General features: G+C 62.8%; 13 protein-coding genes. 8 read left to right on the top strand and 5 right to left on the bottom strand.

From position 1 onward, the window contains the following. Nucleotides 1-25: 25 nt before the first annotated feature. Together groES and groL are read left to right on the top strand one after the other, a co-directional pair. Entirely contained in the window at nucleotides 26-325 is a 300-nt protein-coding gene (groES, locus tag G4D79_RS24735) for a co-chaperone GroES (protein ID WP_003940763.1), read from the top strand. Between the two features lie 86 nt (nucleotides 326-411). Beyond that, nucleotides 412-2,022 carry a chaperonin GroEL gene (gene groL, locus G4D79_RS24730; RefSeq protein WP_003940715.1) on the top strand — a complete coding sequence of 537 codons (1,611 nt, stop codon included), beginning with the start codon at nucleotides 412-414 and terminating at the stop codon, nucleotides 2,020-2,022. Nucleotides 2,023-2,096: 74 nt separating this feature from the next. Here the strand turns inward: groL and G4D79_RS24725 are convergent, their stop codons facing one another. The 4 genes from G4D79_RS24725 to G4D79_RS24710 all read right to left on the bottom strand — a co-directional run bounded on the left by G4D79_RS24725 (nucleotide 2,097) and on the right by G4D79_RS24710 (nucleotide 4,747). Then, entirely contained in the window at nucleotides 2,097-2,834 is a 738-nt protein-coding gene (locus tag G4D79_RS24725; protein WP_058039023.1) for an anti-sigma factor domain-containing protein, read from the bottom strand. Between the two features lies 1 nt (nucleotide 2,835). Further along, nucleotides 2,836-3,504 (bottom strand): sigma-70 family RNA polymerase sigma factor, encoded by a 669-nt coding sequence (locus tag G4D79_RS24720; RefSeq protein WP_007728615.1) that lies wholly within the window; start codon nucleotides 3,502-3,504, stop codon nucleotides 2,836-2,838. A gap of 88 nt (nucleotides 3,505-3,592) precedes the next feature. Next, nucleotides 3,593-4,258, bottom strand: coding sequence for a fasciclin domain-containing protein (locus G4D79_RS24715; RefSeq protein WP_007728616.1), 666 nt, complete (start codon nucleotides 4,256-4,258; stop codon nucleotides 3,593-3,595). A gap of 192 nt (nucleotides 4,259-4,450) precedes the next feature. After that, nucleotides 4,451-4,747 carry a WhiB family transcriptional regulator gene (locus G4D79_RS24710; protein WP_003940939.1) on the bottom strand — a complete coding sequence of 99 codons (297 nt, stop codon included), beginning with the start codon at nucleotides 4,745-4,747 and terminating at the stop codon, nucleotides 4,451-4,453. A 768-nt stretch (nucleotides 4,748-5,515) separates the two neighbouring features. Between G4D79_RS24710 and G4D79_RS24705 the strand changes: the two genes are divergently transcribed. The 3 genes from G4D79_RS24705 to G4D79_RS24695 all read left to right on the top strand — a co-directional run bounded on the left by G4D79_RS24705 (nucleotide 5,516) and on the right by G4D79_RS24695 (nucleotide 7,890). Continuing rightward, nucleotides 5,516-6,214 (top strand): hypothetical protein, encoded by a 699-nt coding sequence (locus G4D79_RS24705; protein ID WP_003940892.1) that lies wholly within the window; start codon nucleotides 5,516-5,518, stop codon nucleotides 6,212-6,214. A 175-nt stretch (nucleotides 6,215-6,389) separates the two neighbouring features. Beyond that, the gene (locus G4D79_RS24700) at nucleotides 6,390-6,968 is read left to right on the top strand and encodes a sigma-70 family RNA polymerase sigma factor (RefSeq protein ID WP_003940953.1); all 579 of its coding nucleotides are present in this window, start codon (nucleotides 6,390-6,392) and stop codon (nucleotides 6,966-6,968) included. Further along, nucleotides 6,961-7,890: an anti-sigma-D factor RsdA gene (locus G4D79_RS24695; protein ID WP_063836274.1), complete on the top strand. Its 930-nt coding sequence runs from the start codon at nucleotides 6,961-6,963 to the stop codon at nucleotides 7,888-7,890. The genes G4D79_RS24700 and G4D79_RS24695 overlap by 8 nt, the downstream gene beginning before the upstream one ends. A gap of 89 nt (nucleotides 7,891-7,979) precedes the next feature. Here the strand turns inward: G4D79_RS24695 and G4D79_RS24690 are convergent, their stop codons facing one another. Next, nucleotides 7,980-8,384 (bottom strand): DUF5319 domain-containing protein, encoded by a 405-nt coding sequence (locus tag G4D79_RS24690; protein ID WP_003940777.1) that lies wholly within the window; start codon nucleotides 8,382-8,384, stop codon nucleotides 7,980-7,982. Nucleotides 8,385-8,627: 243 nt separating this feature from the next. Between G4D79_RS24690 and guaB the strand changes: the two genes are divergently transcribed. The 3 genes from guaB (at nucleotide 8,628) to G4D79_RS24675 (ending at nucleotide 13,246) form a co-directional block, all read left to right on the top strand. After that, nucleotides 8,628-10,151, top strand: a complete 1,524-nt coding sequence (gene guaB / locus G4D79_RS24685) for an IMP dehydrogenase (protein ID WP_003940903.1) — start codon at nucleotides 8,628-8,630, stop codon at nucleotides 10,149-10,151. Between the two features lie 27 nt (nucleotides 10,152-10,178). Next, the gene (locus G4D79_RS24680) at nucleotides 10,179-11,318 is read left to right on the top strand and encodes a GuaB3 family IMP dehydrogenase-related protein (RefSeq protein WP_003940976.1); all 1,140 of its coding nucleotides are present in this window, start codon (nucleotides 10,179-10,181) and stop codon (nucleotides 11,316-11,318) included. A 173-nt stretch (nucleotides 11,319-11,491) separates the two neighbouring features. After that, nucleotides 11,492-13,246 (top strand): GMC oxidoreductase, encoded by a 1,755-nt coding sequence (locus G4D79_RS24675; RefSeq protein WP_003940689.1) that lies wholly within the window; start codon nucleotides 11,492-11,494, stop codon nucleotides 13,244-13,246. Nucleotides 13,247-13,268: the final 22 nt, after the last annotated feature.

Raw genomic sequence — 13,268 nt, 5'->3', positions numbered from 1 at the left:
CATACCCCAAAGTGGAGGGCTCATCGTGGCGAGCGTCAACATCAAGCCGCTCGAGGACAAGATCCTCGTCCAGGCCAACGAGGCTGAAACGACGACGGCTTCCGGCCTGGTCATTCCTGACACAGCCAAGGAAAAGCCCCAGGAGGGCACCGTCGTTGCAGTCGGCGAAGGCCGCGTCAACGAGCAGGGCAACCGCATCCCGGTCGACGTCAAGGAGGGTGACACGGTCATCTACTCCAAGTACGGCGGAACCGAGATCAAGTACGCCGGCCAGGAATACCTGATCCTGTCGGCACGCGACGTGCTGGCTGTCGTCTCCAAGTAAGACACACGTGATCCGCCCCGGAGTCCACCCAGGATCCCGGGGCGGAATGCGTTCACGCCCCGAAGATTCAGGAGCTGACAGAACAGATGTCCAAGCAAATTGCGTTCAACGAGACCGCACGCCGCGCTCTCGAAGCCGGAGTCGACAAGCTTGCCGACGCCGTCAAGGTGACCTTGGGCCCGCGTGGACGCCACGTCGTGCTCGCCAAGGCATTCGGCGGCCCCACCGTCACCAACGACGGTGTGAGCATCGCCCGTGAGATCGAGCTCGAAGATCCCTTCGAGAACCTCGGCGCACAGCTCGTCAAGAGCGTCGCCACCAAGACCAACGATGTTGCCGGCGACGGCACCACCACCGCGACCGTTCTGGCCCAGGCCATCGTCCGCGGCGGACTCAAGAACATCGCAGCGGGCGCGAACCCGATGGCTCTCGGCGTCGGCATCAACGCCGCAGCCGACAAGGTCGTCGAGGAACTGCTCGCCGCAGCCACCCCCGTCGAGGGCGAGAAGTCGATCGCTCAGGTCGCCACCGTCTCCTCGCGTGACGAAGAGATCGGCAAGCTCGTCGGCGAGGCACTCACCCGTGTCGGAACCGACGGCGTCGTGACGGTCGAGGAATCCTCCACCGTTGCAACCGAACTCGTTGTCACCGAAGGTGTTCAGTTCGACAAGGGCTACCTCTCGCCCTACTTCGTCACCGACATCGATGCGCAGAAGGCCGTCTACGAAGACGCGCTGATCCTGCTCTTCCGCGAGAAGATCAGCTCACTTCCCGACTTCCTTCCGCTGCTCGAGAAGGTTGCCGAATCCGGCAAGCCGCTCTTGATCATCGCCGAGGACGTCGAGGGTGAAGTTCTCTCCACCCTCGTGGTCAACTCCATCCGCAAGACCATCAAGGCCGTCGCCGTCAAGGCGCCGTTCTTCGGTGATCGTCGCAAGGCATTCCTCGACGACCTCGCAGTCGTCACGGCAGGCACCGTCATCAACACCGACGTCGGCCTCTCGCTCAAGGAAGCCGGCCTCGAGCTGCTCGGCAGCGCTCGCCGCGTTGTCGTCACCAAGGACGAGACGGTCATCGTCGACGGTGCAGGCACCGCTGACGACATCGCGACCCGCGTTGCGCAGCTGCGTCGCGAGATCGAGAACACCGATTCGGATTGGGACCGCGAGAAGCTCGAAGAGCGTCTGGCGAAGCTGTCCGGCGGCGTGGCCGTCATCAAGGTCGGCGCAGCCACCGAAACCGATCTGAAGGAACGCAAGTTCCGCGTCGAGGATGCGGTCAACGCAGCCAAGGCAGCAGTTTCCGAGGGCATCGTCCCCGGTGGCGGATCGGCTCTCGTTCAAGCCGGTACGGCTCTGATCGGGAACCTGGGCTTGACGGGTGACGAGGCCACCGGCGTTGCCGTGGTCCGCGAAGCCCTCAACGCCCCGTTGTTCTGGATCTCCAGCAACGCAGGCATCGACGGTTCCGTCGTTGTCAGCAAGGTCGCCGAGATGACCAAGGGCGAAGGCTTCAACGCTGCCACCCTCACCTACGGCAACCTGCTTGCCGACGGCGTCGTCGACCCGGTCAAGGTCACTCGCTCGGCAGTGGTCAACGCCGCTTCCGTCGCGCGCATGATCCTCACGACCGAGAGCGCCGTCGTCGAGAAGCCGACCGAGGAAGTTGCCGACACCGGACACGGTCACAGCCACTGACTCGCTGCTCGTAGTTTCCACAAAGAAGAGATCCCCCACCGGATTCCGGTGGGGGATCTTTTTTCGTCTGGCGATCAGATGAGCGGGATCGTTGCGAACGGCTCGCTCGTCGGCTGCTGCGATCCGCCGGGCGGTTCGACAGTGAACGCCAACTTCGTATTCGGACCGATGCCGTCGAGCACCACCTGGGTAGTGGGTTTGACGTCGCCCGGAGCCATCGTCCCCATCGGGATCATCGTGGTGTCGTCGGTGTCGCCCGGCACCAGCCACATCTGGTAGACGGTATCCGGACTCGGGGGAGTTACATCGTTCATCACGAGGACTGCGGCGTCTTCGGAGGGCGAGAACAGCGTCGTGGCACTACCGCCGCCCGGGATTTCACGCGTCGTGGCATGAACGTCGGGTGCTGCCATGATTTCGGACGCGGGGTTCTGCGGCGGCGTGTTGTCGGACAGCGTGCGCCCGATTCCGATGCCGCCGACCAGGATTGCGACTGCGGCGGCCGCCGCAAGAGCCACGGTCCACGGGCGTCGACGGTTACGGCGCTCGGCCAGCGAAACGGGGGCATTGGGAGCAGCGGCCTGCTCTGCGATCGAGGCGAGGACGCTGCTGCGCAGCGACGGCGGGGGCTCGACGGCGTCGACGACGGTCATCGCAGCCATGGTTTCGGCGGTGAGCCGGACCTGGGCGTCGAATTCGGCGCGGGTCGCGGAGTCCGAAGCGGCGAGTCGCCTGTCGACCTCACGGCGCTCGTCTAGGTCCAACGCATCGATCGCGTAGGCGTACGCATAGTCGATCAGCTCTTCGTCCATCTCACATCACCCCCAAACATCCACGTAGGCGCAGTAGTCCGTCGCGAATTCGCGACTTGATCGTGGGAATCGCCACGCCGAGATCTTCGGCCACCTCGCGGTACGTTCGGCCGCCGTAATAGGCGAGAGTCACCGATTGGCGTTGAGTGTCCGTCAGCGTTTCGAGACAGTCGGTGACAGCACGATGCTCGTCTCTTCGTGTCACTTCGTCGCTGACGACGTCGAATTCGGGAGTGGCATTGGTGGTGTCGTAGAGAGCCTGTCGATCCGAACTCGACTGTTCGGAGCGCACGCGATCCACTGCGCGCCGGTGTGCAAGTGTCAGGAGCCAGGAAAGCGCGGACCCCTTGGCAGGGTCGAAGCTGTCGGCTGATTTCCAGGCCTGGAGGTAGACCTCTTGGACCGCTTCCTCGGAGAAACCTGGATCACGGAGTACGCGAAGAACCATGCCGTACACACGGGAGCTGGTTCGGTCGTAGAACTCGGCGAAGGCGCTCTGGTCGCCACCGGCGACGTTCGCGAGTATCACTGCCAGCTCGCGTGATTCCGCGATTCGCGCGGTGCGGGCCGCAGAATTGTCCGTCGGGCATGCGTCGGCCGCATCCGACGCATGGTCTGGCTCGCTCACGAAGAGTTGTCTCGCTTCATCGCGTACAACCGTAGCGTGCATGTCCGGTTCTTTTCTCTTGGCCCGCCGTTGGCCGCTGTGCGCCTTTATTAACCGCGGGGGGTTGATAAAGGCGCACAGCAGGTGGGGACTACTGCGGCATCAGCACCGAATCGATGAGGTAGACGGTGGCGTTTGCGGTCTTGACTCCACCGCAGACGACAGTTGCGTCGTTGACCTTGATGTTGTCACCGGATCCGGTGACGGTAACCGTTCCGCCCTCGGCGGTGGGGTGAGTTCCGTCGATCGCGTCAGGGGCGATCTGGCCGGGAACCACGTGGTAGGTGAGGATCTTGGTCAGCGTGGCGCTGTCCGTCTTGAGGCTGTCGATCGTGGCGGGGTCGATCTTGGCGAATGCCGAGTCGATCGGTGCGAAGACGGTGAACTCGCCACCGTTGAGAGTGTCGACCAGGTTGACGTCCGGGTTGAGCTGGCCGGAGACCGCCGCGGTCAAGGTGGTGAGCAACGGATTGTTGGACGCCGCTGTGGCAACCGGATCCTGGGCCATTCCGCTGACCGATCCGGCGCCGCTCGGCACTGCGGCTGCATAGTCGGCACAACCGGCACCGACCAGATCGGAAGCAGGCTCCGCCATCGCGCTGCTGGGAGACATGCTCGATCCCATGGCAGAAGACGTCATGGCGGCGCTGGACGTGTCGGTCGACGAATCGTTGTCGTCCGAGGAGCAACCGACCACGCCGAAGACGGCGAAAGAGGCTGCTGCGGTGACTGCCAGAACTCGAGTAGAGGTGTTCATGGGTCTGCCTTCCTGAAGGGATGTGCTGAGGTGCACTGTCAGAAGGCATTCGGAGGCGGGCGTCGGTCGGATGGGTCGTGTCGGAAATTCTTTTCGACGGTGTCCCGTCCACACGCATTTTCGACGGTGTCCCGTCCACACGCAAAAGCCCCCGAAAACTCTCGGGGGCCTAGTGCGCTCTACCTACGTGTATCAGGAAGCTATGCGGGTGGTGCGACGGTGGCGCGCGTGTAGTTCACGTTCGGTTTCCGACATTCCTCCCCAGATGCCGTACGGCTCGGCGACGGTCAGCGCGTGGCTGCGGCACTGCATCAGGACCGGGCACTGACGGCACATCTCTTTTGCGCGGGTTTCGCGCTGGGCACGTGCTCTACCGCGTTCGCCATCGGGATGGAAGAACATGGAGGAGTCGACTCCGCGGCACAGACCGTGCATCTGCCAGTCCCAGATGTCTGCGTTGGGGCCTGGAAGGTGATTCGGTGCAGGCATGTTGACTCCTTACTGCAAGCTCGCGTTGATCAACGAGCGGACCAAGTTGCCCGGAGGTTATCCGGGCCTTCTGAATCGTTCACGCTTGCTAACCGTAAGGGTGCTGAGTAAATCGCGTCAATAGGCTCGTTCAGTGGCGATCGGCATATATCGAAATGCGAGAGTTAACGAAGTATATATTTACATTTCGGGCCCCTCGTGCGTTGTTCTGCGCCAATGTCGAAATTGGGTCGATCGAGGTGGCGGCCGGCAAGCCTGGCAGCTCGAGATGCGAAACCCACAGATCAGGGATATGTTCGAGGCTGATCGCCCGGCGAAATCACTCGGTCATTCGGCTCGGTTTGCGTCATTTGTCCGATATTGCGTGGGCGGGGTTGCACTCCATTTCGGGACTTAGTGCCCAAGTTTCAACTAGGACATCCGTCCAATAAGTAATGCGCAGTTAACGTCACGGATATATGCCCGTTAAATATCATTACGAGTACATTTGGCAAATCTCAGTTGAATATCTGATTAACTCCGACAAACTTGCCTTTTCGTGTTTCGTGCGACTTTTGGCATCGTTGGTGTGACGCCGGTCGTGCGAATGTCTGCTCGTGCTGCTGCGATGATCAACCTGTGTCGACACCTGCGCGCCCTCAATCACCTGTGCCCAACGAAACAACTGCACTTCCAGGGTCCCTCGAGTCTGCCGCGTTCGGTGCGGATCCGGATCTCGTCCGCCTCCCGGCGCCTTGCTCTACCCGAGATTGGTGGACAACGGCAGTAGTGCTGGGTGGTCAGGGCCACTACGCAAGAGCGCGGGCTGCATTGGATGTCCTCGATCGGCTCACGGCCGGGTTCTCGACGCACTCGGATCGAGTTCTTGCCTCTCTGTCTGCCAGCACGAGAGCGTCGTTTCTTCGCCAGAGCGGACGCCATGCACTCGCGTCCACGTGGGACGGGCGCGCACTGGCGATCGTCGGCGGCCTGCCAGGTGATCCAGAGGCTGCCTGTGACGCTCTGACCGGTCTGGCCGCAGACGCCCTCGGCTGTGGCAGGCTCCCGCTCGGCTGGCGCCTGCTGGCGCAATGTCGGGCGCGTCTGGATGCCGAGGGCGGGCTGTGGCGGCAGGAAATTCGGATCGAATGGGTCTCCGCAGAATTGGCGTTGGCGGGAGGCGACTTCGCTCGTGCCCGCAGACACGCAGAACGCGCCGTCGAATTGTCAGCGGAATCGGAGTCTGTGCGGCACCGCGTGAAGTCGGATCTGCTGCGTAGCGCCGCGCTGACCGGAACAGACGCGAGCGCAGCCGTGAAGATGGCAGCAGATGTGTTCGCGCGGTGCCGGCAATACGGCCTGCTGCCCCTGGCCTGGGCGTCGTCTCTGTTGATCGAAGGTGTCAGCGGTGAGAGAACCTCACCGAGTGCCCGGGAGATCGGCGATCTGATTGCGATGCGTGGTGGATCACTCCTACCTTTGTCGTAACCACTCCACCGAAGTCTCCGGAGAACATTCCAGAAGGAGCTGTATCGATATCGCGACTGCTGGGCAGGTATGCGGAGACCAGTCGGTCCGGATGGTTACTCTTAGAGGGTTCCGCTGAGAGCGGGAGCACACCCGCTCGGGAGGTGCCACTGTAACGCCAGGATTTTCGCTGACGATGACAAATACGAGCGATGAGTTGGACACCGCGGTCGCCGCTGCTGCGCAGGGCGACCGTACAGCTCTAGCTTTGGTTCTGGAGAACATCCGACCGATGGTGGTGCGCTACTGCCGCGGTCGAGTGGGTGCGGCCGAGAGAGGACACCTGTCCGCTGACGACGTCGCACAGGAAGTCTGTCTGGCCGTGATGACCGCGCTGCCGCGTTATCAGGACCAGGGACGCCCGTTCATGGCCTTTGTGTACGGAATTGCCGCGCACAAGGTTGCGGACGCACATCGAAGCTCCGCCCGTAACAAGTCGGAGCCCGTTTCCGAAGTACCGGATGTAATAGCACTGGATGATGGTCCCGAACAGCGAGCTCTCGATTCGGAGTCCAGCAGACAGATGCACGAACTTCTCGGCACACTTCCGGAGAAGCATCGAGAAATCTTGATACTTCGCCTGGTGGTCGGGATGTCGGCCGAGGAAACGGCCGTCGCCGTCGGTAGTACCGCCGGAGCTGTACGAGTCGCTCAGCACAGAGCGATCGCGAAACTGAAAAAAGAAGTGACGAAAGCAGGTGAGAGCTTTGGCTAGAGACGAGGGGCATGACGCTTCGAATCTCGGTGATCTCGCCGACGACGGTACGCCAGTGGATTTGGCTGCGGTTCGGCGTGACGATGCGCTGATCGAATCCATTTCGAATGGTGGGCCGGTAGCAACCGATAGCACCGAACAGTACGAACTTGCGTTGATCCTCTCGCAATGGCGTGACGATGTCGTTGCGACTCCGATGCCCGAGGGTCCGTTATTGGACGATGTCATCGCTGCAATCACAGCGACGCCGTCCGGCTTCTCCGATCGTCAGCGTTCACGTTCCCGTTCTCGATTGCGTGTGGTTCGTCCGATCGCCGCCGCTGCAGCAGTTGCAGCAGTGGTCTTCGGTGGCGCCACGGCGATGGCGTACGACGCCCAGCCCGGCGATGCCCTGTGGGGCGTCAAGCAGGTCGTCTTCGCCGACGAGGCCAACTCGACAGTTGCGAAGATCGACACGACTTCCGAGCTGGAAAAGGCCGAGCGGCTGTTGGCTGCCGGAGACATTCCTGCGGCAAAGATGGTGCTGGACAACGCAGCTCACCGTGCCGATGCGGTCAAGGACTCGCAGGACAAGACCGACCTCGTCGAGCGTTGGGGCAAGTTGATGACGCAGGTCCAGGAGACCACGTCACCCGCAGTGCCGCCGTCGACGACCGACCAGCAGTCCTCGATTGCCACCTCTCCCACGGCGATTCCGGGGATCTCCGTCAATCCGGCGAACCCTCAGCTGCCTGGGGGTGTGACCACGACGACAACGCCCAATCCTGGAATCATGCAGGCGCCTGGTCCAAGCGCGGCGTCGTCGACACCGTCATCGTCGCCCACGGCAACGACCACGACAACAACGACGACAACCACGACAACGACGCCTCTGGCGCCGGCCTCGTCTCCGTCGGGTGATTCTTCTTCACCCCCGCCCTGATCGCATCGTTCCGATCTGAATTCATACGAAAGTGGCCGACAAGCAATTGCTTGTCGGCCACTTTCGTATGAGCTTGGGTGAGGTTTCGCTCAGCTGTCGAAACCGTCGCCGTGCATCGCCTCGTTCATCGACGCGTCGGCGTATCCACGGCAGTAGTCCCACGTGACATATGCCTCAGGCATCGGGTCGTAGGCAGGCTCGTGAGGGCGGACGGTTCCGTCCACGAGCAGCTGCAGCAGGTTTGCGCGCAGCATGTCCCAGTCGTGGTAGTGATCCTGTTGGCAGTCCTCGCAGCAGACTACGAGACCGCGGATACCGCGGTGAGCGAGGAGTGCCTCGTATACAGCGAGGTCAGCGAGATCCTCCTCGACCGCTTGGCGTTCGTGGGGGTCGAGTGGTTGGCCCGGCTCGATGGCATCGAGAGCCGCGGAGGGGTCAGCTGGGTCGCCGGCGAAGGGATCTGGCGGCAGACCGGGGGGCAGTTGATCACGCACAGCACCACGGTACGCAGGTCAGGGGGGTCAGCGCCACTTGTTACGCGTACACGCAGCGTGGGTGGGATGGTTCGGACCTTTGAGTGAGCCGATACCATGGTGTGCAACGCCGGGAAAAGGTGCCAGGAATTTCTTTCCGTGCAGGCGCCTTCTATCCGATATCCAGCTTTCGTAATCCGTTTCGAGGCGGCTGCTACAGCGGTCGCCCTGGGCGAATCTAGGTCCATGGAGGGTCCTGACCGCATGAGTAGTTCTGCAGGACATGTACACACCGGAGGAGACGACCCCAACAAGGTCGCGATGCTGGGACTGACATACGACGACGTGCTGCTGTTGCCGGCTGCGTCCGACGTCATCCCGAGCCAGGTCGACACGTCCAGTCAACTGACCCGCGACATCCGTCTGCGGATTCCGTTGGTCAGTTCTGCGATGGACACCGTCACCGAGTCGCGCATGGCAATTGCGATGGCACGCGCCGGCGGCATGGGTGTTCTGCACCGCAACTCGTCGGTTGAGGTCCAGGCAGGACAGGTCGAGACGGTCAAGCGTTCCGAGGCCGGCATGGTGACCGATCCCGTCACGTGTAAGCCGACCGACACGATGGGTGAGGTCGATGCGAAGTGCGCTCGTTTTCGCATCTCGGGTCTGCCGGTCACCGACGACGCCGGCCAGCTGGTTGGCATCGTCACCAACCGGGACATGCGTTTCGAGGTCGACCAGAACCGCCCGGTCGCGGAGATCATGACCAAGATGCCCCTGATCACCGCTCAGGAAGGCGTCACCGCTGACGTGGCACTGGGCCTTCTTCGTCGGCACAAGATCGAGAAGCTGCCGATCGTCGACGGCAACGGCAAGCTCACCGGTCTGATCACGGTCAAGGACTTCGTCAAGACCGAGCAGCATCCCGACGCCACCAAGGACCGTGACGGTCGACTGCTCGTCGGCGCTGCAGTCGGTGCCGGCGATGACGCCTTCCAGCGCGCGATGGCGCTCACCGATGCCGGTGTGGACGTACTCGTGGTGGACAGTGCGCACGGGCATTCGTCCAACGTTCTCGACATGATCGCCAAGCTCAAGCGTGAACTGGGCGAGCGGGTTCAGATCATCGGTGGCAACGTCGCTACGCGCGCGGGTGCTCTGGCACTGGTCGAAGCCGGCGTCGATGCCGTCAAGGTCGGAGTCGGCCCTGGTTCCATCTGCACCACCCGCGTCATCGCCGGTGTCGGTGCCCCTCAGGTCACGGCCATCCTGGAAGCGGTTGCCGCGTGCAAGCCTCTCGGTGTGCCCGTCATCGCTGACGGTGGACTCCAGTTCTCCGGTGACATCGCGAAGGCTCTTGCCGCAGGTGCGTCGACGGCCATGCTGGGTTCACTCCTGGCCGGTACCGCTGAATCGCCCGGCGAACTGATTCTGGTCGGCGGCAAGCAGTTCAAGAGCTACCGCGGAATGGGTTCGCTCGGCGCGATGCAGTCGCGTGGCGAGGCCAAGTCGTACTCCAAGGACCGGTACTTCCAGGACGACGTACTTTCCGAGGACAAGTTGGTTCCGGAAGGCATCGAAGGACGTGTTCCGTTCCGTGGCCCGCTCTCGCAGGTGACGCACCAGCTCACCGGTGGTCTGCGCGCTGCCATGGGATACACGGGGTCGGCGACGATCGAGCACCTGCAGAACGCTCAGTTCGTCCAGATCACGGCGGCCGGTTTGAAGGAAAGCCATCCGCACGACATCACGATGACTGTCGAAGCACCCAACTACACCGCTCGTTAGCAACCAGTACACGAGAAAGGGGCGCGCGTGCGCGACCTCGTTGAGATCGGCATGGGTCGAACGGCCCGACGTACCTACGAGTTGGACGATGTGAACATCGTTCCCTCCCGGCGAACTCGTTCGTCGAAGGAGGTGTCGACTGCTTGGCAGCTCGACGCTTACAGGTTCGACATTCCTGTCCTCGCACATCCCACCGACGCGTTGGTCTCGCCGACTTTCGCGATCGAGTTGGGTAAGCGCGGCGGCCTCGGTGTCATCAACGGTGAAGGCCTGTGGGGCCGTCACCCCGATGTCGAGGAGAAGCTCCGGCGTCTCGTCGAGATCGCCGAGAAGGACGGTGGCGTCGACGCGGCCATCCGCTACTTGCAGGAGCTGCACGCGGCACCGCTGCAGGCCGGTCTTCTGGCAGCTGCGGTGGCGCAGGTCCGTGATTCGGGGGTCACCACTGCCGTTCGCGTCAGCCCACAGAATGCGCGCGCACTGACGCCGGAGCTGATCAAGGCGGGAATCGACCTCCTGGTCGTCCACGGCACGATCATCTCGGCCGAGCACGTCGTGCACACCGAGCAGGAACCGCTCAACCTCAAGACGTTCATCTCGGAACTCGACGTTCCGGTTGTCGCGGGTGGGGTCAGTGACCACCGCACCGCGCTGCACCTGATGCGTACCGGCGCTGCCGGTGTCATCGTCGGGTACGGGTCTACCGAGGGTGCAACCACCACCGGTGAGGTCCTGGGCATCGGCGTTCCGATGGCCACGGCCATTGCCGATGCTGCAGCAGCCAGGCGCGACTACCTCGACGAGACGGGTGGACGCTACGTCCACGTCATCGCCGACGGTGACATCGCAACTTCGGGTGATCTGGCGAAGGCCATCGCCTGCGGTGCCGACGCTGCCGTTCTGGGCACGCCGCTGGCCGTGTCCGCCGAGGCGCCGGGTGGTGGCTGGTACTGGCCGTCCGCGGCGGCTCATCCTTCGGTTCCGCGTGGAGCACTTCTTCCGGTTTCCTATGGTGAGCGTCCGAGTCTGGACCAGGTTCTGAGCGGCCCTTCGGACGATCCGTACGGTTCGCTGAACTTCGTCGGTGGTCTCCGTCGGTCGATGGCGAAGGCCGGATACTCCGATCTCAAGGAGTTCCAGAAGGTCGGGCTGACAGTCCGCGCGTAGTTTGTACCTTTCTGTGGCCCCGGTTCTTCGTGAACCGGGGCCACAGTTCGTTGTGCAGGACTTTCTTCCGTTCCTGATACTTGCGGTTACGCTTATGGGGCCCCTTGTGGTGGTAGTCACAAGGGATAGGTGCATACTGGCGGGTAACTACGGTTCACGGTGGAGGTGTCCTGATGGGCAAGCAACGGGCAACGGACTACGACGTACTGATCGTCGGATCCGGGTTCGGCGGAAGCGTGAGCGCGCTTCGTCTCGTGGAGAAGGGCTACAAGGTCGGCGTCATCGAAGCCGGCCGACGGTATGCCGACGAAGATTTCGCGAAGACCAGTTGGGATCTCAAGAAGTTCCTCTGGGCTCCGAAGCTGGGGTGCTTCGGCATTCAGCGCGTGCACCTGTTGCGCGACTGCCTCATTCTCGCGGGCGCAGGCGTCGGCGGCGGGTCGTTGAACTACGCCAACACGCTGTACCAGCCGCCGGAGCCGTTCTTCCAGGACAAGCAGTGGGCGCACATCACTGACTGGCGAAGCGAGCTCACCCCGTACTACGAGCAGGCTCAGAAGATGCTCGGCGTCGTCCAGAATCCGCACATGACGCCCGCCGACGAGATCATGAAGTCCGTCGCAGATGACATGGGTGTCGGCGACACGTTCATCCAGACGCCCGTCGGCGTCTACTTCGGTGAGCCGGGCAAGAAGGCGAAGGACCCGTACTTCGGCGGCGTCGGACCCGAGCGCACCGGTTGCATCGAGTGTGGCGAGTGCATGACGGGCTGCCGTCACGGAGCGAAGAACACGCTCCTCAAGAACTATCTGGGCCTTGCCGAGACAGCCGGCGCCGAGATCATTCCGATGACCACCGTGTCCGGGCTTCGTGAGGCTCGCGACGGTTCGTGGGACGTGTTCACCGAGCGAACCGGTGCATTCGGACGAAAGAACCGCCGCACCTACACGGCTGCGAACGTCATTCTCGCGGCCGGAACGTGGGGCACTCAGCATCTGCTGTTCGACATGAAGGACACCGGAGCGCTGCCCAAGCTCTCCGACAAGCTCGGCGAGCTGACTCGAACGAACTCCGAATCCATTGTCGGTGCAGGCAAGTACAAGGTCGATCCCGCACTCGATCTGACCCGCGGAGTGGCGATCACGTCGTCGTTCCACCCGAGCAGCGACACCCACATCGAGCCGGTCCGCTACGGCAAGGGATCGAACGCGATGGGCCTGTTGCAGACCTTGATGACGGACGGCGGCGGCAAGACGCCCCGATGGATCAAGTTCCTCGGTGTGGTTGCGAAGAATCCGTACCAGATGTTGCGCATGTTGACGGTCAAGGACTGGAGTGAGCGCACGATCATCGCGTTGGTCATGCAGAACCTCGACAACTCCATCACCACGTACACGAAGAAGGGCCTGTTCGGTCGACGCAAGGTCACCAGCAAGCAGGGCCACGGTCAGCCGAACCCGACGTGGATCCCGGAGGGCAACGAGGCGACGCGTCGAGTTGCCGAGAAGATCGACGGCGTCGCGGGCGGCACGTGGGGCGAGATCTTCAACGTTCCACTGACGGCGCACTTCCTCGGCGGTTGCGCTATCGCGTCGGATTCCGATCACGGCGTCATCGATCCGTACCACCGCGTGTACGGCTACCCGACGCTCAGCGTCGTCGACGGCGCAGCGGTCTCGGCCAACCTCGGTGTGAATCCGTCGCTGACCATTGCCGCTCAGGCCGAGCGCTCGGCCTCGCTGTGGCCGAACAAGGGGGAGACCGACCTGCGTCCCGCCCAGGGCAGCGGCTACGAGCGTTTGGCTCCGATTGCACCCAAGTCGCCTGTGGTGCCGGCGTCGGCTCCGGCCGCGCTGGTCCTGCCGATCGTGAAGATCACCGGCGGCAAGACAGCTACCGCTGTTCCGGCGGAGCCGGCAGCCGGATAGTTCGCCGCGAACGAAGATGGGG

The organism is Rhodococcus sp. WY5, assembly GCF_018588185.1.
GTDB classification, from domain to species: domain Bacteria; phylum Actinomycetota; class Actinomycetes; order Mycobacteriales; family Mycobacteriaceae; genus Rhodococcus_F; species Rhodococcus_F qingshengii.
This window is presented reverse-complemented; position numbering and strand designations above follow the sequence as displayed.